The sequence below is a fragment of the Pseudomonas sp. GNP013 genome (assembly GCF_054343995.1).
In genome coordinates, this window is the sequence record NZ_JBTGUT010000001.1 from 4,099,260 (window position 1) to 4,125,302 (window position 26,043).

Sequence of the window (26,043 nt, forward strand, 5' to 3'; positions counted from 1 at the left end):
GTCTTAGCCTCTTGGCTCAATACTTTCGGCAAGGATCGCCAGCACCAACTGCTGGAAATCCAGACCGGCGGCACGGGCTGCCATGGGGACCAGGCTGTGGTCGGTCATGCCCGGCGCCGTGTTGACTTCCAGGAACCAGAAGTTGCCCTGGTCATCCTGCATCACGTCTGCCCGCGCCCAACCGGCGATACCCAGCGCCTCACAGGCTTTGGCCGTGAGGTCCATCAATTGCTGTTCTTTGTCTGCGTCAAGGCCGCACGGGATCCGGTACTGGGTATCGGAAGCCACGTACTTGGCGTCGTAGTCGTAAAAGGTGTGGGGCGTGCCCAATGCGATGGGCGGCAATACCTGGCCACGCAGGGTGGCGATGGTGTACTCGGGACCCTGGATCCACTGTTCAACCATCACTTGCGAATCGTAGGTACTGGCCGCTTTCCATGCGTCGATCAATTCGGCGGCCGAGTTCACTTTGGCCATGCCGATACTGGAGCCTTCATGGGCTGGTTTGACGATCAAAGGCAGGCCCAGTTCCTTGGCTGCAGAAATACAATCGTCTTCGCTGCGCAGCACTCGGTGACGCGGCGTCGGAATGCCCAGGCTGTGCCACACCTGCTTGGTACGCAGCTTGTCCATCGCCAGTGCCGACGCGAGGATCCCGCTGCCGGTGTAAGGGATGCCGGCGCATTCCAGCAGGCCCTGCATGCTGCCGTCTTCACCGCCACGGCCGTGCAGGATGATGAAGGCACGGTCGATCTTTTCGGCCTGCAGACGCGTGAGAAAATCATCGCCGACGTCGATGCCGAACGCATTCACACCGGCGCTCTGCAGCGCCTGGAGCACCGCGTTGCCGGACTTGAGCGACACTTCACGCTCGGCGCTCCTGCCGCCGAACAACACGGCCACGCGGCCGAAGTCGGCAGGCGTGATGGTGGAGAACAGGGAGGCGTAGTCGGTGATCATTTCGACGCCCCCTTGGCGGACGCAAACAGCGGGCTCGCGAGCAATTTCGGGGCAAGGCCACCGATGTCACCGGCACCCTGGCACAGCAGAATGTCGCCGGCACGCAGCAGCGGCTTGACGATCGGCGCCAGGTCCACGCCACGCTCGATGTAGATCGGGTCCAACTGCCCACGCTGGCGGATGCTGTTGCACAGTTTGCGGCTGTCGGCACCCGGGATCGGCTCTTCACCGGCCGGGTAGACTTCCATCAACAGCAGCACGTTGGCGTCGGCCAATACATTGACGAAATCGTCATACAGGTCGCGGGTGCGGCTGTAGCGATGCGGCTGGTAGACCATCACCAGGCGGCGCTCCGGCCAGCCACCGCGCACGGCCTTGATCACGGCTGCCACTTCGGTGGGGTGGTGACCGTAGTCATCCACCAGCATCACGTCGCCGCCTTCCACCGGCAGTTGGCCGTAGACCTGGAAGCGGCGGCCCACGCCGGCAAAGCGCGACAGGCCTTCGACGATGGCTTCATCGCTGACGCCCTCATCGGAGGCGATGCAGATGGTTGCCAGGGAGTTGAGCACGTTGTGGTTGCCCGGCATGTTGACCGATACATCCAACGGCTCGCGGTCGGGACGCAGTACGGTGAAGTAGGTCTGCATGCCTTCCTGGCGCACGTTGATCGCACGCACGTCGGCATCTTCGCTGAAGCCATAGGTCACGGTCGGACGTTTCACCTGCGGCAGGATTTCACGCACCACCGGATCATCCAGGCACAGCACCGCCAGCCCGTAGAACGGCAGGTTGTGCAGGAACTCGACGAAGGTTTTCTTCAACTTGTTGAAGTCACCGTCGTAGGTGGCCATGTGGTCTTCGTCGATATTGGTGACCACGGCGACCATCGGTTGCAAGTGCAGGAAGCTCGCATCGCTTTCATCGGCTTCGGCGATCAGGTAGCGGCTAGTGCCGAGCTGGGCATTGGTGCCGGCTGCATTCAGGCGGCCACCGATAACGAATGTCGGGTCCAGGCCACCGGCAGCGAACACCGAGGCGATCAGGCTGGTGGTGGTGGTCTTGCCATGGGTGCCGGCCACGGCGATGCCGTGACGATAGCGCATCAACTCGGCAAGCATCTCGGCACGCGGCACCACCGGGATGCGGCGCTCAAGGGCAGTGGCCACTTCCGGGTTGGACGTGTTCACGGCGCTGGACACCACCAGTACGTCAGCCTCGGCAGCGTTCTCGGCACGGTGGCCGATGAAGATCTGCGCGCCGAAGGTTTTCAGGCGATCAGTCACCGGCGACTCTTTCAAGTCCGAGCCGGACACCTGGTAGCCCAGGTTCAGCAACACTTCGGCAATACCACACATGCCCACACCGCCGATGCCGACGAAGTGGATACGACGGATGCGGCGCATTTCGGGTTGCGGCATGGCTTTCTGATTCTCAACCACGGGCCACCTCCAGGCAGATATCGACCACGGTGCGGGTTGCGTCAGGTTTGGCCAGGCGGCTTGCGGTGCTCGCCATGCTGTTGAGTCGTTCCGGTTGCATCAAAACCTCGGTCAGGCGTGCGGCCAAATCGGCGGCGCCAGTCGTTCTTTGCGGCAGCAGGAAGGCAGCGCCCTCCCCGGCCAAATATTCGGCGTTGCGGGTCTGGTGATCGTCGATGGCATGGGGCAAAGGCACCAGCAACGACGGCAGACCGGCGGCGGCCAGTTCACTGACGGTCAGCGCACCAGCGCGGCAGACCACCAGGTCGGCCCAGCCATAGGCATGGGCCATGTCTTTGATGAAGGGCTGCACATCAGCCTCCACACCCGCTTCGCGATAACGCTGGGCGGTGACTTCATCGTGATGTTTGCCGGCCTGATGAAACACTTCGGGACGCAGGTCCACGGGCAGTTGCGCCAGCGCTTCAGGCAGCAATTTGTTCAGCGGTTCAGCACCCAGGCTGCCGCCAAGGATCAACAGGTGCGGCTTGCGCCCTGCGAGTGCCTGACGGGCAATGCCCATGAACAGCTCGGTGCGCACCGGGTTGCCGGTGGTGCGTAATTTGTCCGAGGCACCAAAGGTCTTCGGGAAGGCCTCGCACACACGCGCCGCCAGCGGCACCAGCAGGCGATTGGCGGTGCCGGCGACGGCATTCTGTTCGTGCACGATCACCGGCACGCCGGCGAGTTTTGCCGCCACGCCGCCGGGGCCGGTCACATAACCGCCAAAACCGAGCACGCACACCGGCTGCAATTGACGGATGACCTTGCGTGCCTGCCACACCGCCTTGAGCAAGACGAACGGCGCTTTGAGCAGGGACAATTTGCCCTTGCCGCGCAGGCCGGTGACATTGATCAGGTGCAACGGCAAGCCGGCATTGGGCACCAGTTCGTTTTCGATGCCACGCGGTGTGCCGAGCCAGTGCACGCTGTAGCCACGGCTCTGGAACTCACGCGCACACGCCAGGGCCGGGAACACGTGGCCCCCGGTGCCGCCCGCCATGATCAGCACATTAGCGCCCATGGGTCGGCTCCTCGGCGAAGTCGCTTTCGCTGAACTCCATCTCTTCGCTGCCCAGGTGGGTTCGACTCTCCCACTCGATGCGCAGCAACAGGCCCAGGCACGCGCAGCAAATCACCAACGAACTGCCACCGTAACTGAGGAACGGCAAGGTCAGGCCCTTGGTCGGCAGCAGGCCGACGTTCACGCCGATGTTGATCAGGAACTGGCCGATCCACAGGAACGACAGGCCGTACGCCACATAAGCGGCGAAATACTGTTTGGCCTTCTCGGCCCACAAGCCGATGTACATGCCGCGAACGCAGACGAACACGAACAGCGCGACGGTGCACAGCGAACCGACCACGCCGAGCTCTTCGGCGAGTACCGAGAACACGAAGTCGGTGTGGGCTTCCGGCAGGTAGAACTGTTTCTGCACACTGTTGCCCAGGCCCACGCCCAGCCACTCGCCGCGACCGAAGGCAATCAGCGCCTGGGTCAACTGGTAGCCGGAACCGAACTGATCGGACCAGGGATCGGTAAAGGTAATCAGACGGGCCATCCGGTAGGGTTGCGCCTGCACCAGCACGGTGACCGCAGCCACCGCCAGCACCACCATCAAGGTGAAGCGGAACAGACCGACTCCGCCAAGAAACAGCATCGCCGCCGCCGCGCCCATCATCACCACGGTGGCGCCGAAGTCGGGTTCCATCAGCAACAGGCCGGCCATCGGCAGCAGCACGATGAACGGCTTGAAGAAGCCCATCCAGCTTTCGCGCACCTCTTTCTGGCGACGCACCAGGTAGCCGGCGAGGTAGATCACCACGAACACCTTGGCGATTTCCGACGGTTGCACGTTGAACGCGCCGAAGCCGATCCAGCGCATCGAACCGTTCACCTCGCGCCCGATGCCGGGCAGGATCACCATGATCAGCAGGCCAAACGCGCCGATCAGCATCAGCCAGCCCAGGCGTTGCCAGGTGGCGATGGGGATCATCATGGTGACGATGCACGCGCCGAGGCCGATCACCAGGTACACCAGGTGACGGATCATCATGTACAGCGTGTTGCCCGACTGCACGGCGGCCACTTCGGACGACGCCGAGGTGATCATCACCAGGCCCAGGCCCAGCAGCGCGAGGCAGCCGGCGAGCATCGGGAAATCGAGGTCGATGCCGCGCCCGGTGATGATCGGCGACGGGTACGGCTTGATGATGTTTCTCAGGTTGAGGCTCATGCCAAAGCCTCCACGGCGCGGGCGAACAACTGGCCGCGCTCTTCATAGTTCTTGAACATGTCGAAACTGGCGCACGCCGGCGACAGCAGCACCGCATCGCCCGGTTGGGCCAGCGCCTTGCACCGGGCAATCGCGTCGTCCAGGGAGGCGGCACGTACGTGCGGTACATCGTTGCCGAGGGCGGCGGCGATCAGGTCCGAATCCCGACCCATCAACACCACGGCGCGGCAATGGGCGGCGACCGGCGCCTTGAGGTCCTTGAAGTCGGCGCCCTTGCCGTCGCCACCGGCGATCAGCACCAGCTTGCCATCGATGTCGGCGCCCAGGCCTTCGATGGCCGCCAGTGCCGCACCGACGTTAGTGGCCTTGGAATCGTTGTAATAGCCGACGCCGTCGAGGTCGCGCACCCATTGGCAGCGATGCTCGAGACCGCCGAAGGTGCGCAGGCTCGACAGCATGGCGTCGAACGGCAGGCCCACGGCATGCCCCAGCGCCAGGGCCGCGAGGGCGTTGGACTGGTTATGGGCGCCACGGATTTTCAGCTCGCGCACCGGCATCAGGTTCTGGAATTCGAAGGCCAGGTATTTCTCGCCGTTCTCTTCACGAATGCCGAAGCCCTTGAAGTCGGGTTTGCCCAGGCCGAAGGTCCAGCACGGCAGACCTTCGCCCATCAGTGGACGGCTCAGGGCATCCTGGCGGTTGACCACCACTTGCCGTGCACCGCGGAAGATCCGGTGCTTGGCCAGGTGATAGGCCGGCAGGCCGCTGTAGCGGTCCATGTGGTCTTCACTCACGTTCAACACAGTGGCGACTTCGGCGCCCAGGTCGTGGGTGGTTTCCAGCTGGAAGCTCGACAGTTCCATTACGTACAGCTCGACGTCGTCGCTGAGCAAATCCAGCGCCGGCACGCCAAGGTTGCCGCCTACCGCCACGCGCTTGCCGGCCGCAGCGGCCATTTCGCCCACCAGGGTGGTCACGGTGCTTTTTGCGTTGGAACCGCTGATGGCCACGATCGGCGCTTTGGCGTTACGCGCAAACAGGTCGATATCGCCGGACAGCTTCACACCACGTGCCGCCGCCGCTTGCAGGGCGGGGGTCGCCAGGGCCAGGCCGGGGCTCACGTAGAGCTCATCGGCGCGGCACAGGAACTCGACGTCCAGTTCGCCACAACGCACTTCCACATGCGGGTAGTCACGGCGCAGCGTGACCAGCTCCGGTGGATTTTCCCGCGTGTCGGCCACGGCAAACGACGTGCCCCGGTTCGCCAGGAAGCGAACCAGGGACATGCCGCTCTTGCCGAGGCCGACAATGATGCGGAAGTGGTCTGAAGCGATCAGGGACACTCGTTTCTACCTCAGTTTCAGGGTGGCAAGGCCGACCAGGACCAGAATCACGGTGATGATCCAGAAACGGACGATCACGCGTGGCTCGGGCCAGCCCTTGAGTTCAAAGTGGTGGTGAATCGGCGCCATGCGAAACACGCGGCGCCCGGTCAACTTGAAGGACGCCACCTGGATGACCACCGACAGGGTTTCCATCACGAACACACCGCCCATGATGAACAGCACGATTTCCTGGCGCACGATCACGGCGATGGTGCCCAGGGCGGCGCCCAGCGCCAGTGCGCCGACATCGCCCATGAAGACCTGCGCCGGGTAGGTGTTGAACCAGAGGAACCCCAGGCCCGCGCCGATCAGCGCGCCACAGAATACGATCAGCTCACCCGCGCCCGGCACGTAGGGAATCAGCAGGTACTCAGCGAATTTCACGTTGCCCGACAGGTAGCAGAAGATGCCGAGCGCGCCGCCCACCATCACCGTCGGCATGATCGCCAAACCGTCGAGGCCGTCGGTCAGGTTGACCGCGTTGCTGGAGCCGACGATCACGAAGTAGGTCAGCACCACGAAGCCAATGCCCAACGGGATGCTGGCGTCCTTGAGCATCGGGATGATCAGGGTGGTTTCCACGGCGCTTGGCGCAGTGGTGTACAGGAAGATCGCCGCGGCCAGGCCGAACACCGACTGCCAGAAGTACTTCCAGCGGCTCGGCAGGCCCTTGGAGTTTTTCTCGATCACCTTGCGGTAGTCATCGACCCAGCCGATGGCACCGAACAACAGGGTCACCAGCAGCACCACCCACACGTAGCGGTTGTGCAGGTCGGCCCAGAGCAAGGTGCTGATGCCGATGGACGACAGAATCAACGCGCCGCCCATGGTGGGCGTGCCGGATTTGGACAGGTGCGACTGCGGGCCGTCATTGCGCACCGATTGACCAATTTGCAGGTTCTGCAGGGTGCGGATCATCCACGGCCCCAGGAACAGCGACAAGCACAACGCGGTCAGCACACCGAGAATCCCGCGCAGGGTCAGGTACTGAAAGACCGCGAAGCCTTTGTGAAACTGTTGCAGATACTCAGCCAGCAGCAGCAGCATTAATGTTTCTCCGTACTGGAACCGCACAAGGCTGCGACGACGTTTTCCATCACCGCGCTGCGCGATCCCTTGATCAAAAGGGTTGTCTGTGGGTCTTGTTCAGCCGCCGTCAGCGCCTGGATCAACTCACCCTGAGTCGTGAAATGCTGCGCGCCGGCACCAAAGGCCGCGACGGCGTGGGCCATATTCGGGCCCACGGCGTAGAGCGCGTCGACCTTGCCGGCGGCATACGCGCCGACTTCGCGATGGCCTTGCTCGGCCCAGTCGCCCAGCTCGCCGATATCCCCCAGCACCAGCACCTTGCGCCCGGCAAAGCCGTTGAGCAGGTCGACCGCCGCATTGATGGAAGACGGGTTGGCGTTGTAGGTGTCATCGATCACGCGCATGCCGTTGCCGGCCAATTGCGCGACCGTGCGGCCCTTGACCGGCTGCACCGCGCCCAGGCCGCTGGCAATACCGGCCAGCGAGACGCCCAGGGCATGGGCGGCGGCAGCGGCAGCCAGGGCGTTGGCGACGTTATGGTTGCCCAGCAGATTCAGTTGCACCTGCGCGCTGCCTTGTGGCGTGTGCAAGGTGAAGGACGGGCAGCCACGCGCATCGGCGGCGATGCTGGAGGCGTGAAAATCCGCTGCGGCGTTGAGCACCGCAAACGTCAGCACCTTGCGACCGTCGGCGCGGATGCGCCAGGTCTCGAAGGCCTTGTCGTCGAGGTTCAACACGGCCGTACCCGACGCGTCCAGGCCTTCAAGGATTTCACCCTTGGCCTCGACGATTTTTTCCGGGCCGCCGAACTCACCGACGTGGGCGGTGCCGGCGTTGTTGATCACGGCAACGTGGGGCTTGGTCAGCGCCACGGTGTAGGCGATTTCGCCGACGCGCGAGGCGCCCAGCTCGATCACGGCGGCGGTATGTTCCGGGGCCAGTTCGAGCAGGGTCAGGGGTGCGCCGAAATCATTGTTCAGGTTGCCACGGGTGGCGAGCACCGGGCCGCGCGTACGCAGCACGCCGGCGAGCAATTCCTTGACCGTGGTCTTGCCGCTGGAGCCGGTGATGGCCGCCACGGGTTTATCGAATGCGGCACGGTTCAGCGCACCCAACTGGCCCAGGGCCAGACGGGTGTCGGCGACCAGCAGTTGCGGCAAGGCAGCGTCAGTCACTTCGTGCTCGACCAGAGCGCCAACGGCACCTTTGGCGGCCACGTCGTTCAGGTAGTCGTGGCCGTCGAAACGCGGGCCGGTCAGGGCCACGAACAGTTGCCCGGGGGTGATGTTACGGCTGTCGATACTGACGCCGTCGAAACGGCAGTCGCCGGACAGTACACGGGCCGACAGGGCCTGGGCCAGTTCGCGGAACGTCATGGCTTTAAGCATGGGCGGCCTCCCAGGCAGTCAGGGCGCGATCAGCCTCGACCAGATCGGAGAAGGCATGGCGCTCGCCGTTGATTTCCTGATAGTCCTCATGACCTTTGCCGGCCAGTACCACCACGTCGTCCGCGCTGGCGCTGGCGATCAGTTGGGCAATGGCGGCGCCACGACCGGCGATGAACGTCACGTTCGCGGGGTCTTTGAAGCCTTGGCGAATATCATCGAAAATCCGCGCGGGGTCTTCGCTGCGCGGGTTGTCATCGGTCACCAGCACGCCGTCCGCCAGGCGCTCGACAATGCCGGCCATCAGCGGGCGCTTGCCGCGATCACGGTCACCGCCACAGCCGAACAGGCACAGCAGCTTGCCTTTGGCATGCGGGCGCAGGGCCAACAGGACTTTTTCCAGCGCATCGGGAGTGTGCGCGTAATCGACCACCACCAGCGGCTGCGTGCCGCCGCCCAGGCGCTGCATGCGTCCGGCCGGGCCTTCAAGCATTGGCAGCACGTTGAGAATTTCGTCGAGGGCGTAATCCAGTCCGAGCAAGGCGCCGACAGCGGCGAGCACGTTGCTCAGGTTGAAACGGCCGAGCAAGGTGCTGCGCAGGTGGTGCTCGCCTTGCGGCGTCACCAGGGTGGCGCGCACACCTTCGTCGTTGAATTGGGCCTGACGGCAATACAGGTACGCGCTGGAATCTTCCAGGCTGTAGGTGATCAGGCGCGCTTCGCTGTGCTGCGCAGCCAGTTGCCGGCCGAAGTCATCGTCCAGGTTGATCACCCGGCACTTGAGGTCGTTCCAGGCAAACAGCCTGGCCTTGGCGGCACCGTACGCTTGCATGGTGCCGTGGTAGTCAAGATGGTCGCGGGACAGGTTGGTCATCACGGCCACATCAAAGGCCAGCGCGCTAACGCGACCCTGGTCGAGGCCGTGGGATGACACTTCCATGGCGACGGCCCTGGCCCCGGCCTTTTTCAGGTCGGCCAGGGTTGCCTGCACGGCAATCGGGTTCGGCGTGGTGTGCAGACCGCTTTGCAGCGCGCCATAAAAGCCGGTGCCCAGGGTGCCGACGATGCCGCAATGCTGACCCAGCAGGTCAAGGGCCTGGGCGACCAGTTGGGTCACGCTGGTCTTGCCGTTGGTGCCGGTGACGCCCACCAGATTGAGGTGACGACTTGGCTCACCGTAAAACCGCCCGGCGATATCCGACAGTTGTCGGGCCAGGCCCTTGACCGGAATCAGCGGCACGTCGGTGATCGGCAGCACGGTGGCGCCTTCCACTTCATAGGCAACAGCTGCGGCGCCACGCTGCAAGGCATCGGCAATATGTTCACGGCCATCGAACTTGCCACCCGGCACGGCCAGGAACAGGTCACCGGCACGGACATTACGGCTGTCCAGGGTCAGCTCGCGAATCAGCAGATCGCGGCCGGCGTGGGCAAAAATCTTGTTCAGGCTAAGAGACATCAGCCGCGCCCTCCATTGGCTTTGACAGCGGCGGCCGGAGGTGCGGCGTTGGCTTGCTGGGTCGGCGGCAGGTTGTCCGGGGTGATGTTCATCAGGCGCAGGGTGCCGGACATCACTTTGCTGAACACCGGCGCCGAGACCAGACCACCGAAGTAGCCAGCCTTGCTCGGCTCATCGATCACTACGACGATGGCGTAGCGAGGGTCACTCATCGGACCGAAGCCGGCGAACAGCGAGCGGTAGGAGTTCTCGGCGTAACCCTTGGTGCCCACCGACGTTTTACGCGCGGTACCGGACTTGCCGGCCACGTGATACGCCGGCACCTGGGCGCGGAATACACCGCGCGGCGCTTCGATCACCTGTTGCAGCATGCCCTGCATGGTCTTGGCAACTTTCTCCGGAATCACCTGGGTGGCTTTCGGTGCCTCATCGACGTGGATCAGGCTCAACGGAACCATGCGGCCGTTATTGGCCAATACAGAGAAAGCGTGAGCCAATTGGATCGCGGTCACCGACAGGCCGTAGCCGTAGGACAGCGTGGCGGTCTCGGCTTTTTTCCAGTCACGGTAGTTCGGCAGGTTGCCGACGCGCTCACCGGGGAAATCGAGGCCGGTGGGTTGGCCCAGGCCGATCTTCTGTGCCAGGTGATAGATGGTTTCGCCACCGATATCGAAGGCGACCTTGCTCATGCCGACGTTACTGGAGTTGATCAGGATACCGGTCAGGTCCAGCACCGGGCCTTCGGTGCGAGATACGTCGCGAATGGTGTATTTGCCCAACTGCAATGTGCCCGGGTACACCTCGACCTTGTCGCTGGGTTTCCAGCGTCCGGTTTCCAGGGCGGCACTCATGGAGATGGCTTTCATGGTCGAACCCGGCTCGAACACGTCGATCATCGCGCGGTTGCGCATCATCGCCGGTTGCAGGTTGCGACGGTTGTTGGGGTTGTAGGTGGGCTGGTTGACCATGGCGAGGATCTCGCCGGTCTTCACGTCCATGATCACCAGGCTGCCGGCCTTGGCGCCATTCTCGATAATCGCGTTGCGCAGCTCGCGGTTGGCCAGGTATTGCAGGCGCAGGTCAATCGACAACGCCAGCGGCTTGCCGGCCTTGGCGTTCTTGGTGACCTGGACGTCCTTGATCAGCCGACCGCGACGGTCCTTGATGACCTGGCGCTTGCCGGGCACGCCCGCCAGCCACTCATCGTAGGCCAGCTCGACGCCTTCGCGGCCGTGGTCGTCGATGTCGGTAAAGCCGACCATGTGCGCGGTGGTTTCACCGGCAGGGTAGAAACGACGAAATTCCTCGATGCCGTAGACACCGGGGACCTTAAGATCGAGCACCTGCTGGCCCTGCTCGGGCGTGAGGCCGCGCACCAGATAGATGAATTCCTTATTGGCCTGGGCTTCAAGCCGTTCGGCCAGGGCTTTCGGGTCCTGCCCCAGGGCGGCGGCCAGTTGCGGCCACCTGTCCTTGGCTACCTGCAATTCCTTGGCGTTGGCCCACAGGGTGGTCACCGGCGTACTCACGGCCAGCGGCTCGCCGTTACGGTCGGTGATCAGCCCACGGTGCGCTGGAATCGGGATATGCCGCAGGCTGCGAGCGTCGCCCTGGCCGATCAGGAAGTCACGGTCGACCACCTGCAGGTCGATGATTCGCCAGGCGATGGCGCCCACCATCAAGGCCAGCAGGCCGAGCATCAGGCGAAAGCGCCATGGGTAGAGTGCACCCTCGAGCTTCATCATGGCGCCACCATGCGCACGTCAGCCGCGCCGGGGATGTGCATTTTCAATTGTTCGGTGGCCAGCACTTCGATACGGCTGTGGGCCGTCCAGGTGCTTTGTTCCAGGATCAAGCGACCCCATTCGGCCTGCGCCTTGTCACGCACGCTCAGCTCCCCGTAGAGGGTATTGAGCAATTGACGGTTGTAGTGCGCGCTGTAGGACACCGCAATAGCGGACACCAGCACGCCGACAAACAGCAGCAACATAAAGAAGCTGCCGCCCGGCAGGGGTTTGGCGAAAAGCTTGCTCACCGCAACTTCTCCGCGACGCGCATAACGGCGCTACGGGAACGTGGGTTGGCCTTGAGTTCGGCTTCGGAGGCGAACTGCGCTTTGCCATGGACTTTGATTTTCGGCACAAAGGCTTCGAACCGCACCGGCAGGTTGCGCGGCAGGTTGTCGGACTCGCCCTTGACCAGGCGGCGCATGAACAGTTTGACGATTCGGTCTTCCAGGGAGTGGAAGCTGATCACCACCAGGCGACCGCCCACTTCCAGCGCTTCCAGAGCGGCTTCGAGGCCGGCTTCCAGATCGCCCAATTCGTTGTTGACGTGAATACGCAAGCCCTGGAACGCACGGGTCGCCGGGTTCTTGCCCTTTTCCCACGCGGGGTTGGCGACTTTCAGCACTTCGGCGAGGTCTGCGGTGCGCTCGAACGGCTGGATCTCCCGACGCTCGACCACGGCACGCGCCATGCGGCCGGCGAAGCGCTCTTCACCGTATTCCTTGAATACGCGGGCGATTTCTTCCACCGGGGCAGTGGCGATGAACTGCGCAGCGCTGACGCCACGGGTAGGGTCCATGCGCATGTCGAGCGGGCCGTCATTCATGAAGCTGAAGCCGCGCTCCGGATCGTCGAGCTGCGGCGAAGACACGCCCAGGTCGAGCAAAACCCCGGCCACCTTGCCCGCCATGCCGCGCTCGGCCACTTCGGCACCCAGCTCGGCAAAGCTGCGCTGCACAACGACAAAGCGGCCGTCTTCGGCCGCTAGCGCTTGCCCGGTGGCAATCGCTTGAGGGTCTTTGTCGAACCCGAGGAGTTTGCCATCGGGCCCGAGCTGGCTGAGTATCAGGCGGCTATGCCCGCCCCTGCCGAACGTGCCGTCCAGATAGCAGCCATCCGCGCGTACGGCGAGAGCCTCAACGGCTTCGTCAAGCAGTACGGTGATGTGGTTAAAGCCGCTATCAATAGTCACAGGATCAGATCACGCAGTTCGTCGGGCATGGCACCCGGTTGTTGAATAGCCGCCAGGTCAGCTGCGGAAACAGCATCCCAGGCATCTTCGTCCCACAATTGGAACTTGTTCAGTTGGCCGACCAGCATTGCGCGCTTGTCAAGCCTGGCGTATTCGCGCAAACGCGGAGGCACCAGGAAACGACCACTGCCATCGAGCTCGAGGTCGACGGCATTACCAATCAGCAAACGCTGCAGACGGCGGTTTTCTTCACGCAATGAAGGCAGGGCACGCAGCTTGGTTTCGATCAGCTCCCACTCATCGAGCGGGTAAACACACAAACAAGGGTCAACAGCGTCAATCGTGATGATTAACTGCCCTGAACTTCGCGAAATCAGCTCGTCACGATACCGGCTCGGCATAGCGAGACGGCCTTTTGCATCGAGACTGATTGCATTAGCTCCGCGAAACACAGGTGCGTTTCTCCAAATTTTAGCGTTTTACGTTCAAAAAACCCACTTTGTGCCACTTTCCGCCACTTGCGCACACTATAGGAATGCGCCCACCACACCGTCAAGGCGCGAATACGCGGAAAAGCCTTACAGAACGGAGATTTAGGAGCGTTAAAGGAGGAGAAATCAGAGTTCGACGGTGTTTTTGGCTAATCAAGCGTAAGTAGCTCAAAGAACTAGAGCCAAAAGTTAAAGTGATTTATTAAGAGTAAGATTTTTTTGGTATTACGAAGACGCATCTGCCAATGATTTGGCAGGGAGGGATTCTTGCGTTACTACTGGTTTTCTGCCCTGGAGTCGGACAGAAGGAAAAAGGTGGAGAGTCGATCTGTAAGCCGGGTTCTGTCTTGAACAGTCATTCGTCTACGATGGCCATCACTGGACATCTTTAGCAACCTACCCGGTCCCAGCGCGGGCCACGCCTTGGGACCCTATTTGGTCTTGCTCCAAGTGGGGTTTACCTAGCCACGAACTGTTACCAGTCGTGCGGTGCGCTCTTACCGCACCTTTTCACCCTTACCGGCACCGAAGTGCTTAGGCGGTTATTTTCTGTGGCACTTTCCGTAGGCTCACGCCTCCCAGGCATTACCTGGCACTTCGCCCTATGGAGCCCGGACTTTCCTCCCCCCCTAATTTTCATAGAGGGCAGCGACTGTCCAATCGACTCTCCGCCGAGAAGGTTAACGGCCCGGCGGCCTCAGGACAAGTATTAAAAGTGCAGCAATGCCATCACGTTCTGACGAAATGCCGGCTACCCCCCGGAACTATTCGGCTTTCTGTTTATCCAGCGCCACCTGATACAGAACATTCTTGCGCAGCCCGGTAATATCGGCTGCCAAAGCTGCCGCCCGCTTGAGCGGCATCTCCTTGAGCAGGAGGTCGAGGATGCGCATGGCTTCACTGCCGACAGCATCCTCGCTCTCCGGTGCGGTCCACCCCGCGACCAGAACCACGCACTCGCCGCGCTGCTGGTTGCTGTCGCCCTCAACGAAGGCGCGCAGCTCTTCGAGCGGCAAGCCCTTGAGGGTTTCGAACGTCTTGGTCAGTTCCCGCGCCAGCAGCGCCAGGCGATCACCGCCGAATACCAGCTCCATATCCTGCAGGCATTCAAGGATGCGGTGCGGCGCCTCATAGAAAATCAACGTGCGCGGCTCTTCCCTTACCGCCTGAAGACGCGCCCGACGCCCCACCGTCTTGGCCGGCAGGAAACCCTCGAAGATGAAGCGGTCCGATGGCAGACCTGCGGCAGATAATGCAGCAATCAGCGCGCACGCTCCGGGAACAGGCACTACAGTAATACCAGCGGCACGCGCCTGACGAACCAGGTGGTAACCCGGATCGGAAATCAGAGGCGTGCCCGCGTCGGAGATCAGTGCAACATCATCCCCAGCCAGCAGTCGGGTGATAAAACGGCTGCCCTCTTCCCGTTCGTTGTGTTCGTGGCACGCCGCCAAAGGCGTGCTGATACCAAAGTGCTGCATCAACCGCTGGGAGTGCCGCGTGTCTTCTGCCGCGATCAATTTAACCTCGCGCAGGATTTTCAGCGCCCGGGAACTGATGTCGTCCAGGTTGCCAATAGGCGTCGCCACCACAAAAAGCGAGCCGGCAGTGGAATTCAAAGGACCTGGAGCAGTCAAAACGCACACCTCGATGTTTGGCAAAAGCCGCATTGTAGCGCGTAGATGCCTTGAGAATGTGCCATCACGGCCTGCCCGTACTCGACAGCGGGTGGTCATGAACACCTTTTGCACGACCTTATTCAACGCTTTAACGCCACTAACATCGCGCCTGGGCCAGTGCTTGGGTACACTTCCACGCTAATTTGATCGGTATCAGGACACTTACATGATCGCTTGCCTGCGGCTGCTCTCCGCCCTCTGCCTCGCCGCCTTATTGGCCGCGTGTGCCAGCTCGCCCTCGTCCAGCCTTGGCGACCTTCCACGGACCCCGGACGCCAGTATCGAGCAACTGCTCGAACAGGCGACTACCGCCAAAACGCCCGAACAGGCTGCGCTGCTGCGCCTGAGCGCGGCCGACCTGGCCTACAGGCAGAACAACCCCGGCCGCTCGGCGCAGATTCTTGCGCAGGTGCCCCTGGATGCCCTCAAACCGGCCCCGCAAGTCTTTGCCAGCACCCTGGCGGCCGAACTGGCGATGGCGCGCAACCAGCCAAAGGCTGCGTTGGCCGCGCTGAACCATCCAAGCCTGCAAAACCTGAATCAACTGCCCGCAGAGCAACAGGTGCGTACCGGCACCGTGCATGCACGTGCCTATGAAGCCGATGGCCAGACCCTGGCTGCTGCGCGCGAGCGCGTGGCAATGGCGCCATTGCTCAAAGGCGATGCCGCCAGCAGCAACCACGACGCGATCTGGGCCCTGATTGCCGCACTGCCGGCAGAGCAACTGCAAGCCAGTGGCAATCCGACGCTGGACGGCTGGATCAGCCTGGCCAAGGCGGTCAAGGGTGCTGGCACCCTGGAGCAACAACAGGCGGCAATCGACACCTGGCGCGCACAGAACCCTGGCCACCCAGCCGCCGTGCAGTTGCCGACGCCACTGACCAAGCTCAAGGAACTGGCCAGCCAGCCCCTGAACAAGATCGCCGTGCTGCTGCCCCAGGATGGCCCGCTGGCCGCCGTCGGCAAGGCGCTGCGTGAAGGCTTCATGGCTGCGCACTACCAGGCTGAACAGGCCGGGCAAAAAGCGCCGGTGATCGAGTTCTACGACAGTTCGCGCTTGACCTCCCTTGATGATTTCTATGCCAAGGCTCAGGCCGCCGGCGTGCAATTGGTGGTCGGTCCGCTGGAGAAGCCGCTGGTCAAGCAGCTCAGCGCGCGTCCTCAATTGCCAATCACCACCCTGGCGCTGAACTACAGCGAAGCCGATCAAAGCCCGGCGCAGTTGTTCCAGTTTGGTCTGGCGGCTGAGGACGAAGCCCGCGAAGTGTCGCGCCGCGCCCGCGCCGACGGCCTGCACCGCGCCGCTGCGATGGTGCCTCGCGGCGAATGGGGCGAGCGTGTCTACAAGGCCTTCCGTCAGGATTGGGAAGCCAATGGCGGCACCGTGCTGGGCGTCGAGTACGTCGATCAACCGGTCGCCCTCGCCCAGCAGATCGCCGAACTGTTCCAGTTGCGCAAAAGCGAAGGCCGCGCCAAGAGCCTGCAGAACACTGTAGGCACTGACGTCGCAGCCCAGCCTTCGCGTCGTCAGGACATCGAGTTCATTTTCCTGGCTGTGCCGCCGCAACTGGCCCAGCAGATCAAGCCGACCCTGAACTTCCAGTACGCCGGCGATGTGCCGGTGTATGCCACGTCCCACGTGTTCAGCGCCAGCGGTGACAAAAACCAGTACCTGGACATGACCAACGTGATGTTCTGCGAAACACCATGGCTGCTCAACACCACTGACCCGCTGCGCAACCAGGTGGCGGCACAATGGCCGCAAGCCAATGGCAGCCTTGGCCGTCTGTACGCGATGGGCGTCGATGCCTACCGCCTGGCGCCGCGCCTGGGCCAGCTCAAGGCACTGCCGGACAGCCGCATTGACGGCCTGTCGGGCAGCCTGGGCATCAGCACCAACCAACGCGTCGACCGTCAACTGCCATGGGCGAAGTTCGTCGGTGGCGAGGTCCAGCGCCTTCCCGATACCCCACGCTGATGCCCGAGCGGTCCAGCGCACAAAGCGGCAAGGATGCCGAACTGCAAGCTCTGAATTACCTGCAGCAACAGGGTCTGCGCCTGCTGGCGCAGAACTGGTTGTGTAAACGCGGAGAGCTTGATCTGGTCATGCTTGACGGCGATACAGTAGTATTCGTCGAAGTCCGCTACAGAAAACACGCACAATGGGGTGGCGCGCTCGCCAGTATCGACGGGCGCAAACGTCAGAAGCTGATACTCGCCGCGCAGTTTTTCCTGCTCAAGGAGCATCGCTGGTCAGACGCCCCCTGCCGTTTCGACGTGGTTGCCATAGAAAGCACACGGTCTGGCAAGGCTGATCTGAACTGGATCAAAAGTGCCTTCGACAGCTGATTCGCCCGGCATCTTCACCCCACATTTTTGCTCTTTGCTTTGCGGGCTGCACATTTCTGTGCCAAACAGCCGCGCTACTTAAGGTCACACAGATGGACATGCAATCCCGAATTCGCCAGCTTTTCCAGGCCAGCATCGACACCAAGCAACAGGCGATGGACGTACTTGCACCGCACATCGAGCAAGCCAGTCAGGTCATGGTCAACGCCTTGCTCAACGAGGGCAAAATGCTTTCGTGCGGCAACGGCGGTTCGGCCGGCGATGCCCAGCATTTCTCTTCCGAGCTGCTCAACCGCTTCGAGCGTGAGCGCCCGAGCCTGCCGGCCATTGCCTTGACCACCGATTCGTCGACGATCACCTCGATCGCCAACGATTACAGCTACAACGAAATCTTCTCCAAGCAGATCCGTGCTCTGGGCCAACCGGGTGATGTGCTGCTGGCGATTTCCACCAGCGGCAACTCGGCGAACATTATTCAGGCGATCCAGGCCGCACATGATCGCGAAATGATTGTCGTAGCATTGACCGGACGCGACGGCGGCGGCATGGCCTCGCTACTGCTGCCCGAAGACGTGGAGATTCGCGTCCCGGCCAATGTCACCGCACGTATTCAAGAAGTCCACCTGTTGGCGATCCACTGCCTGTGCGATCTGATCGACAGTCAACTGTTCGGGAGCGAAGAATGACCGTTAAACGACTCAGCCTGGTGACTATTGCGCTGTGCCTCGGCATCAGCGGTTGCAGCACGGCCATCACCGCGACAAGGGATACCCCCATCCAGGACGACAGGGGCACGCGTACCTTCGGCAGCACCATTGATGACTCGCTGATCGAAACCAAGGTCAAGGTCAATGTGGCCAAAGCCGCGACCGACCTGGGCAATGGCGCCTCGCGCATTGTGGTGACCAGCTTCAACGGCGTTGTACTGCTGGCAGGACAAACGCCGCGCGCCGACCTCAAGGCCCAGGCCGAACAGGCCGCCTCGGCGGTGCAGCGGGTCAAGAAAGTGCACAATGAACTGCAGGTCATGGACCCGATCACGCTGCTGGCCATCAGCAACGACGCCCTGCTGACCACCAAGATCAAGGCGCAGATGCTCACCGACAATGCGGTGCCAGGCTCGCGGATCAAAGTGGTCACCGACAACGGCATCGTTTACCTGATGGGTCTGTTGACCCAGGCGGAAGCGACCCGCGCGTCCAACCTGGTACAGGGCGTGTCCGGCGTACAGAAGATCGTGAAGGTGTTCGAATACATCGACTGATATGAACCCGCCGCCATAAAAAAGGGCGCCGTGCATTGACTGCACGGCGCCCTTTTTAGTGGCCAGCGTTTATTGGTACTGCTGGTACGGATTGCCCTGGAACTGGTTGTTTTGTTGTGGCGCCTGCTGCTGACCGGCAGGTTGGCCGTATTGCTGACCTGGGATCGGGCCGAGGTTGACCTCGACGCGACGGTTTTGCGCCCGGCCATTCACGTCGGCGTTGCTGGCAATCGGGTTATCCGGGCCGGCACCGCGTGCGCTCAGGTTGGTCGGGCTGACGCCCTGGGAGGTCAGGTAGTTGGCCACGCTCTGGGCGCGACGCTGGGACAGGTCCATGTTCAACTGGCGACTGCCGGTACTGTCGGTGTAGCCGACGATCTGGATCGTGTTCTGGCTGAACTGCTTGAGCGAGTTGGCCAGGTTGTTCAGCGGCTGATAGAAGCTGCTGGCGATCGCGTCCGAGTTGGTGGCGAAGGTGATATTGCCCGGCATGATCAGCTTGATCTGGTCACCCTGGCGCTGCACTTCAACCCCGGTGTTGGCCATGCTTTCACGCAGTTTCTTTTCCTGCTGGTCGGCGTAGTAGCCATAACCGGCAGCGCCGGCACCGGCAACCGCCGCACCGATCAGCGCGCCCTTGCCACGATGGTTGTGGTCAATGGCGGCACCGGCCAGGGCACCGGCCAAGGCACCAAGGCCGCCGTATTTGGCGGTCTTGCTCATACCGCCCTCGGAACCACTGCTGGCCTGCCCCTGATTGCCGCTGTAGGGATTGGGAGAGGCGCAGCCGGACAAAAGGGCTACGGCGGTGGCGACAACAAGCAGACGACGCGGAGTGAACATGAAGAGAGCTCCTACTTTTGCATTCTGTGATGCAGAGGACATTGGCAACTGGCCTGTGCCGAGTTTGGATCGCGACAAATGGTAAAGATTCCGTTGCGGCTCACCGAGGTGCATCGAGGGCAACCCGTTCTTGTCGCTTTACAGACCGTAGCAGACCCAGGCTGAACGCGGCCTGCGGTTTTGCTGCAACGCTGCGCGCAAGGCGATACCGTTTTCGGACGAATGTCGCCAGAATAATTGCGCGATGAAACCGGTTGTCCCCCTCCCCCTTTTCCGCTAACCAATCAATCTTAACGCCTGCGCCCGCGCCACGGCCTGCGTCCTGCGCTCCACCCCCAGCTTGCTGTTGATATGGCTCGCATGGGTCTTGACCGTGTGCAGGGAAATAAACAGCCGGTTGCTGATCTCCTGGTTCGAGCAGCCCTGGGCGATCAATTGCAGCACCGCCAACTCTCGGCTGCTCAGGGTTTCATGAGCAGGCGTGGCGTCTGGCGCCAGCGTTGCCGGCAGCAGCGCCAGCAAGCTCTGATTGAGTACGCCGTGGGCGTCTTTGCCCAGTTGCTCGCGCATCCACTCCGGGTACGCGTCCAGCAGTCGCTGGAATGGCAGCAGCGCGCCGCCCGCCCCCGCTTCGAGCGCACGCGACAGTACCGGCCGCGCCTTGACTTCCTGGCCGCAGTCGAGCAGCAATTGCGCCTGCTGGGTCAGCGCCAGCAGGGCGATCATCTGCCGCCCGCTGTCGTGGGCGTGTTGCGCCAGATCGTCGAGACGTTGCAGTGCGGCATCGGGCTGATGGCGGATCGCATCGAGGGTGGCCTGCTGCAGCTCGATATGCTGCGCCAGGTGCGGATGAAATTCCGGCGCAGCGGCCGCCTGCTCACCGCTGTAGGTTTGCGCGAGCCGCGCCAGCCAGGCTTCGGCCAGGTCAGTGCGGCCCTGGGCCAGCCACAGTTCGCATTTGATCAGGGTGATCATTGCCAGGTAGTAGATCGGCGGCACGTCCCAGATATGCATCAGGCGCTCGGCCTCGGCCAGCTCGGCAAAGGCCTTGGCGAAATCCGCGCGGCGCCCTTCGAAACTGGCGATCACACAATGACCGATCAGTACGCTGATATCGCGGCACGCCCGCGCCTCGGTCAGGCCGGCGCGCAGGCGCGCGATACCGGCGTCGGGCTGATTACGCATCAGCAGTAGATACCCTTCGTACAACGACAGCCGCGCGCGCACCGCATACAACCGTTGCGGCGCAAGGCCGTTCAAGCGCTGCAGCCCCTGGTGCACTTCATCAAGGGCCCGCAGGACCTCGCCGCGCGCCTGCAATACCCGCGCGCGGTCGTAATGGGCCAGCGCCTCGAACAACGGGTTGCCGACGCGTTGCGCCAGCTCCAGGGACTCTCGGTTCAGACCACGGGCACGCCACAGATCGGCGTCGACGATGGCCAGGTTGGACAGCGTCGACAGGCACATCAGACGCTGGCCATAACGCCGCTGCGGAAGGCTTTCCAGCGCTTCACTGCAATAACGCTGGGTCAACTCGCGGTCGCCCCGACCCCGAGCGATGATCCCGCTCAGCGCCAGCCACTGCGCCAGCATCGACCTTTGCGCCGTGGCCGACGGCGCCGGCAGAAAGCGGCTGAGGTAGCTGGACAATTCTTCCGCCGCATCCAACTGGCAGGCCAGGCCCAATGCCCAGCTGTACAGCACGATCAGGCGCGGCGTGCTGATCAGCAGGCTGTCGGGCAGGTCCATTTTCCAGCGCAGCAACATGCCGATATTCTGCTCGGCCAATAGCTGTTCTTCGGACAGGTTCTGCACCAGATTGGCCGCTACATCCAGATGGCCCGCGCGCAGCGCCTGCTCCACGGCCTCGTCGATCAAGCCCTGGGCATTGAACCAGCGACAGGCACGCAGGTGCAGGCTCGCCGCCGGCAGCACGGCGGCACTGGCACGCCGGGTGCGCAACAGGTCGGAGAACAAATGGTGATAGCGGTACCAGTGGCCCTGATCGTCAAGCGGGACGAGAAACACCTGGTGCGATTGCAGGTAGCGCAGGATTTCCGCGCTGTCGTGGGCTTCGCGCACGGCGTCGCACAGTTCGCTGCAGAAGCGTTCCTGGGGGGCGGTATCGAACAAAAAGGCCTGCACTTCAGGCGGCAGGCAGTCGATCACCTCTTCGAGCAGGTAGTCGCGAATCAGCCCCTCGCCGCCGTGCAGACTCTGCGGCAACGCCTCTTCGCTGCCGGCTTCGGACGCGGCCAGCAGCCAGAATCGCAGGCCGGCCACCCAGCCTTCGCTGCGGCGAATCAGGTTCTCCAGCGCCTCGCCGCGCAGTGAGCTGCTGTGGTGGTCCAGTACTGCCAGGGATTCGGCATGGGTCAGGCGCAGATCCTGCTCGTTGAGCTCCAGCAAGTGCCGGGACAAACGCAATCGCGCCAGGTGCCAGTCGGGACGCTGGCGACTGGTGACCAACACCACCAGGCCCTCGGGCAAGTGGTTGAGGAAAAATTGCAGGCAGCGGTCCAGCACCGGGCCCTGGGCCAGATGGTAGTCATCCAGCACCAGCAACAGCGGCGCACCGGTGGACAGGTGCAGTGCAAGCTCATCGAGCAGGCCGTCGAGCCATTCTTCGAAGGCGAAGGGCTGATGACGCTGGCGCATTTTCAGCAGGCCAAGGGACTGGGCGCCAATGTGCGGGAAATAGTGCTGCAAACCTTCGAGTAGCCGTTCGAGGAATCGGCCCGGGTCACTGTCCCTCGCGCTCAATCCCAGCCACAGGCTCTGCCAATGGGGCGGCAACGCCTGGCAGAACTCCACCGCCAACGAACTCTTGCCAAACCCCGCAGGCGCGCTGACCAGCAGCAACCGCCCTTCGAGCCCCGCGCTCAGCCGTTCGCACAAGCGGGGTCGCGGCACGTAGCCGTCAGGCAGCGGAGGCCTGTAAAAGCGACCTTCCAGAGGCGGCATGACCGCATTGGCAGGCCCCTGGATTCGGGACAGATCAGTCATCGCCGGGCTCTTGTAGAAGGCTGTTGTCGGCATTGCAGATGTCCGCAGACTAGCGGTAAAAGCGCCTGCCTTGTAGATCTTTGCAACATTTGCCTTAAAAAGAACTGCGACAAGAAATGTGAAAGGGGCTTGCTCCCAATGGCGGCGGATCAGTCAACAGATGTACCGACTGATCCAACGCCATCGGGAGCAAGCCCCCTCCCACAGTGGTTACCGTTACCGCTTAGCGAACACCATCCTGACGCAGAGCCGCCGGAGTGAAGTCGCTGGTGGTGGCGGTGAAGCCGAAGTCATAGGCCTGTTTCTCTTCGTTCTTCATGCCCAGCGCGAGGTAGCGGCCGGACTGCAGGTCGTAGAGGGTTTCCAGGGCGTACCACGGCACTTGCTTGTCGTAGTAGTTCTCGGCATGGGCCTCGGCGACGCGCCACAGTTGGCCACGCCCGTCGTAATGGTCGATCACCGCAGCCTGCCAGGTGTCTTCGTCGATGAAGAAGTCACGCTTGGCATAGATGTGGCGCTGGCCTTCCTTCAGGGTGGCGACCACGTGCCAGACACGGCGCAGTTCATAACGCGTCAGGTCCTGGTTGATGTGGCCGGCCTTGATGATGTCGGCGTACTTGAGCTTGGGGTCGTCGATCTTGTAGCTGTTGGAGGCGATGTAGATTTCTTTCTTGCCTTCCAGCTTCCAGTCGTAGCGATCCGGTGCGCCGTTGTACATGTCGAGGTTGTCGGAGGTACGCAGGCCGTCGGCGGCAGTGCCCGGCCCGTCATAGGACACTTGCGGCGCCCGGCGCACGCGGCGCTGACCGGCGTTATAGACCCACGCCGAACGCGGCTCCTTCACCTGGTCCAGGGTTTCGTGCACCAACAGCACGCCACCGGCCAGACGCGCCGGCGCGGTCACTTGCTGCTTGAAGTAGAACAACACGTTGCCCGGGTTTTTCGGGTCGAAGTCCTTCATCTTGTCGCGGAACACGAACTGGTCGCGGAAATACACCAGGCTGTAGGAACCGTTGGTTTGCGGCGTAGCCTGGGTGACCAGACGCGTCACGCTGCCACCGCGATAGCGGGTGATGTGGTTCCAGATCACCTCAACGCCGGTCTTCGGAATCGGGAACGGCACGGCCGTTGAGAAGTTTTCCAGGCCGTTGCCGCCGGACACCAGGTTGGTGGTGGTAGCGTTCTTCTTGATCGCGGCGAACACATCAGCCGGCACGGTGGCGCCACGATGGGTCGGGTAAACCGGCATTTTGAAAGTTTCCGGGTAGCGCTTGAACATCGCGTACTGCCCCGGCGCCAGCTTGTCCTTGTACTGCTCGACGTTCTGCGCGGTGATGGTGAATTGTGGTTGCTCACTGGCGTAGGGGTTGGCCAGGAAACCACGGGCATCGACCGCACCGGCGTTGGTTGGCATGGGCGACCATTTCGGAATGGTGCCGGCTGCGTTACCGGCCATTTCGGCGCCCATTGGCGTCAGGCTTGTGCCCAGCTTGGCGGCTTCATCCGCCGAGACGGCCGCCATGACGTGGCTCGCCATGATCGACAGCCCCAGCACCCCGATGTGCAACAGACTTTTGCTTATTTTCATGTTGTTGTTCTTCCTGAAAATGCATGCCGCTTGGAAAAGTGTGCTTAGAAGTTGGCGCCGAAGCTCAAGGCCACGAAGTCGCGGTCATCCACGGTGCTGAACTTGCCACCAAAGAAGTTGGTGTAGGCCAGGCTCGCGGTGTAGGTGTTCTGGTACTCGGCATCCAGGCCCAGGCTGACCGCCTTGCGACCTTCTTCAAAGTTGCCGCCAGGGCCCGGGGAGTAACCCTTGACGTCATGGGACCAGGCCACGTTCGGCTTGAGGTTGACCCCGGCGAACACATCCGGGTATTCCCAGATGGCGCGTGCGCGGTAGCCCCAGGAGGTGGCGGTGGTGTAGCCGTCGTTGCTGCAGTTGGTGTTCAGGCCGGCCGCATTGGGCAGACCGGCGCCGTTGGCGGTGGAAGCGTTGAGCGCATTGCAGAAGCCGCCCGGCAAGGTGCCCGGGCCGAAGACCGGATCACGGCCATAACGGGCCTGGGACTTGCTCTCCAGCCCGCCCACATGGGTTACACCGATTTCACCGACGGTGGTCAGGCGGCTGGCGCCCATCACTTGGTCGAAGAAGTGCGTGAAGGTGGTCTGGAACTGCGTCACTTCCTTGCGGTTGTAACCGTGCAGGTCCTGGCCCGGGCTGCCCTTGAGCACGGACGCATTGCCAAAGCCCGGAATCGGCGTGACGCCGGCGAACAGAATGTCGGTGGTGCTCAGTTGCACCGGTGCATTCGGACGGTAGCTCAGCTCACCGCTCCAGGCGGTGCCGGTAGGCAGCGTGGTGGAGAAGCTCAGGCCGTAGAGACGGATATCTTCCGGGTATTCGACGAAGTAGTTGGAACTGCCCGCCACGATCAGCGGACGCAGTGCCGCCAGCGGCCCCAGTGGTCGAGTGAACGCCGACGCCGGCGCGCCCTGGGCGCTGAAGATCGGCGCACGGCTGTGGTAGTTCATGAAGTACGCGCCGAACTCGGTGTCCAGCGGCTCGAAGTTGTAGTGCATGGCCATGCCGAACTGGCCGCTGTCGCGCGCATCACGGTCCGGCCCACGGCGCACCAGCACGCCCTCGCCGTTGACGTCCACGCCCAGCGCATTCAGGGTCGGCAATGCTGCGCCCGGAATGGTCGAGCGCTTGTTCAGCACGCGCAGGTTATTGCTGCAGCCGTCGGAAATCACGTCAGGCTGGGAGAAGAAGGTGCCGCAGTTATCGGTAACGGTCTGGTCCCATTCCAGTTGGTAAAACGCTTCGGCCGACAGGTTGTCGGTGAGTGTCTGGGACACATAGAACATGTTGACCGGGATCAGGCCTTCCTTGATCTCGGCGCCCGGACGACGGAACGCAGACACGTCGATCGGGTTGATGGAGTTGATGCCGCCGCCGATGAAGGTACTTTCACCCCAGCTCACCACCTGCTTGCCGAACCGCACGTTACCCGGCTGATCGGCAATGCTGTAGTTGTGGTAGATGAACGCATCGAGAATCTGCCCGCCCGAGGACTTGGCGCCCTCTTTGCGGTTGTTGTCACTGATGTCCTTGAATGGCCGGCTTTCGTCTTTGAGCTCGAAGTCATACCAGTATTTGCCACGCACAAACACGCCGGTATCGCCGTATTTCAGTTCCAGGTCGTGAATGCCCTTGAAGATCTTCGAGAAGGTCTCGCCGCGCTTGAAGTTCAGATGGCCGTCATCGGACGTCTGGGACAAACCCCGGCCGCCGTTGTTGGCGCCGATCAGGTCACGATTGGCCTTGGCAGTGGACCAACTGGCGCCCACGGACAGCGACGAGTCAAAGCTCCCTTCGATTTCACCGATATTGAAACTGACGCCGAATGCAGGCCCGGCGAGCGTAGAGGCGAGACTGACGGCCAGGGGCAGTTTTGCCCGGCGCCAGAACTGGTTTACTGAGGTCATCGAC

The 26,043-nt window shown here is 62.4% G+C and carries 21 protein-coding genes and 1 other RNA gene; 4 read left to right on the forward strand and 18 right to left on the reverse strand.

Annotation, left to right across the window (positions count from 1 at the left end):
• Positions 1-3: 3 nt before the first annotated feature.
• From ACXX81_RS18030 to rsmI, 14 genes are all read right to left on the reverse strand, one after another.
• The gene (locus tag ACXX81_RS18030) at positions 4-960 is read right to left on the reverse strand and encodes a D-alanine--D-alanine ligase (protein ID WP_458572154.1); all 957 of its coding nucleotides are present in this window, start codon (positions 958-960) and stop codon (positions 4-6) included.
• A complete protein-coding gene (murC, locus tag ACXX81_RS18035; protein WP_209990680.1) occupies positions 957-2,381 on the reverse strand; it encodes a UDP-N-acetylmuramate--L-alanine ligase in 1,425 nt (474 codons plus the stop codon). The genes ACXX81_RS18030 and murC overlap by 4 nt, the downstream gene beginning before the upstream one ends.
• Before the next feature lie 13 nt (positions 2,382-2,394).
• Complete coding sequence (gene murG / locus ACXX81_RS18040) at positions 2,395-3,465, reverse strand: undecaprenyldiphospho-muramoylpentapeptide beta-N-acetylglucosaminyltransferase (RefSeq protein WP_209988756.1); 1,071 nt, start codon at positions 3,463-3,465, stop codon at positions 2,395-2,397.
• A complete protein-coding gene (ftsW, locus tag ACXX81_RS18045) occupies positions 3,455-4,678 on the reverse strand; it encodes a putative lipid II flippase FtsW (RefSeq protein ID WP_004371985.1) in 1,224 nt (407 codons plus the stop codon). The genes murG and ftsW overlap by 11 nt, the downstream gene beginning before the upstream one ends.
• Complete coding sequence (murD, locus tag ACXX81_RS18050) at positions 4,675-6,021, reverse strand: UDP-N-acetylmuramoyl-L-alanine--D-glutamate ligase (RefSeq protein ID WP_322212679.1); 1,347 nt, start codon at positions 6,019-6,021, stop codon at positions 4,675-4,677. The genes ftsW and murD overlap by 4 nt, the downstream gene beginning before the upstream one ends.
• 6 nt (positions 6,022-6,027) lie before the next feature.
• Entirely contained in the window at positions 6,028-7,110 is a 1,083-nt protein-coding gene (gene mraY, locus ACXX81_RS18055; RefSeq protein ID WP_004371987.1) for a phospho-N-acetylmuramoyl-pentapeptide-transferase, read from the reverse strand.
• Positions 7,110-8,480 carry a UDP-N-acetylmuramoyl-tripeptide--D-alanyl-D-alanine ligase gene (locus ACXX81_RS18060; protein WP_209988753.1) on the reverse strand — a complete coding sequence of 457 codons (1,371 nt, stop codon included), beginning with the start codon at positions 8,478-8,480 and terminating at the stop codon, positions 7,110-7,112. The genes mraY and ACXX81_RS18060 overlap by 1 nt, the downstream gene beginning before the upstream one ends.
• A complete protein-coding gene (locus tag ACXX81_RS18065) occupies positions 8,473-9,936 on the reverse strand; it encodes a UDP-N-acetylmuramoyl-L-alanyl-D-glutamate--2,6-diaminopimelate ligase (protein WP_458572155.1) in 1,464 nt (487 codons plus the stop codon). Before ACXX81_RS18065 ends, ACXX81_RS18060 begins: the two co-directional genes overlap by 8 nt.
• Entirely contained in the window at positions 9,936-11,678 is a 1,743-nt protein-coding gene (locus tag ACXX81_RS18070) for a peptidoglycan D,D-transpeptidase FtsI family protein (RefSeq protein WP_231422549.1), read from the reverse strand. Before ACXX81_RS18070 ends, ACXX81_RS18065 begins: the two co-directional genes overlap by 1 nt.
• Positions 11,678-11,971: a cell division protein FtsL gene (gene ftsL, locus ACXX81_RS18075; protein ID WP_004371991.1), complete on the reverse strand. Its 294-nt coding sequence runs from the start codon at positions 11,969-11,971 to the stop codon at positions 11,678-11,680. Before ftsL ends, ACXX81_RS18070 begins: the two co-directional genes overlap by 1 nt.
• Complete coding sequence (gene rsmH / locus ACXX81_RS18080; RefSeq protein ID WP_373460486.1) at positions 11,968-12,915, reverse strand: 16S rRNA (cytosine(1402)-N(4))-methyltransferase RsmH; 948 nt, start codon at positions 12,913-12,915, stop codon at positions 11,968-11,970. Before rsmH ends, ftsL begins: the two co-directional genes overlap by 4 nt.
• Entirely contained in the window at positions 12,912-13,367 is a 456-nt protein-coding gene (mraZ, locus tag ACXX81_RS18085; RefSeq protein ID WP_004371993.1) for a division/cell wall cluster transcriptional repressor MraZ, read from the reverse strand. Before mraZ ends, rsmH begins: the two co-directional genes overlap by 4 nt.
• A gap of 354 nt (positions 13,368-13,721) precedes the next feature.
• Positions 13,722-14,074: RNase P RNA component class A (gene rnpB / locus ACXX81_RS18090), an RNA gene on the reverse strand.
• 96 nt (positions 14,075-14,170) lie between these two features.
• A complete protein-coding gene (rsmI, locus tag ACXX81_RS18095; protein ID WP_209990670.1) occupies positions 14,171-15,076 on the reverse strand; it encodes a 16S rRNA (cytidine(1402)-2'-O)-methyltransferase in 906 nt (301 codons plus the stop codon).
• 175 nt (positions 15,077-15,251) lie between these two features.
• Here rsmI and ACXX81_RS18100 point away from each other — a divergent pair, with 175 nt between their 5' ends.
• The 4 genes from ACXX81_RS18100 to ACXX81_RS18115 all read left to right on the forward strand — a co-directional run bounded on the left by ACXX81_RS18100 (position 15,252) and on the right by ACXX81_RS18115 (position 18,698).
• On the forward strand, positions 15,252-17,063 hold the full coding sequence (locus ACXX81_RS18100) for a penicillin-binding protein activator (protein WP_458572156.1): 1,812 nt from the start codon (positions 15,252-15,254) through the stop codon (positions 17,061-17,063).
• Positions 17,063-17,434: a YraN family protein gene (locus ACXX81_RS18105; protein ID WP_209988748.1), complete on the forward strand. Its 372-nt coding sequence runs from the start codon at positions 17,063-17,065 to the stop codon at positions 17,432-17,434. The genes ACXX81_RS18100 and ACXX81_RS18105 overlap by 1 nt, the downstream gene beginning before the upstream one ends.
• Before the next feature lie 92 nt (positions 17,435-17,526).
• A complete protein-coding gene (locus ACXX81_RS18110; protein ID WP_007904374.1) occupies positions 17,527-18,120 on the forward strand; it encodes a phosphoheptose isomerase in 594 nt (197 codons plus the stop codon).
• A complete protein-coding gene (locus ACXX81_RS18115) occupies positions 18,117-18,698 on the forward strand; it encodes a BON domain-containing protein (protein ID WP_004371998.1) in 582 nt (193 codons plus the stop codon). Before ACXX81_RS18110 ends, ACXX81_RS18115 begins: the two co-directional genes overlap by 4 nt.
• A 69-nt stretch (positions 18,699-18,767) precedes the next feature.
• Here the strand turns inward: ACXX81_RS18115 and ACXX81_RS18120 are convergent, their stop codons facing one another.
• The 4 genes from ACXX81_RS18120 to ACXX81_RS18135 all read right to left on the reverse strand — a co-directional run bounded on the left by ACXX81_RS18120 (position 18,768) and on the right by ACXX81_RS18135 (position 26,039).
• A complete protein-coding gene (locus ACXX81_RS18120; RefSeq protein WP_209988747.1) occupies positions 18,768-19,541 on the reverse strand; it encodes a YiaD family glycine zipper/OmpA-like lipoprotein in 774 nt (257 codons plus the stop codon).
• Positions 19,542-19,817: 276 nt separating this feature from the next.
• On the reverse strand, positions 19,818-22,547 hold the full coding sequence (locus ACXX81_RS18125) for a winged helix-turn-helix domain-containing protein (RefSeq protein WP_209988745.1): 2,730 nt from the start codon (positions 22,545-22,547) through the stop codon (positions 19,818-19,820).
• Positions 22,548-22,770: 223 nt separating this feature from the next.
• Positions 22,771-24,135, reverse strand: coding sequence for a DUF1329 domain-containing protein (locus ACXX81_RS18130; RefSeq protein ID WP_209988739.1), 1,365 nt, complete (start codon positions 24,133-24,135; stop codon positions 22,771-22,773).
• 44 nt (positions 24,136-24,179) lie between these two features.
• A complete protein-coding gene (locus ACXX81_RS18135) occupies positions 24,180-26,039 on the reverse strand; it encodes a DUF1302 domain-containing protein (RefSeq protein ID WP_209988735.1) in 1,860 nt (619 codons plus the stop codon).
• Positions 26,040-26,043: the final 4 nt, after the last annotated feature.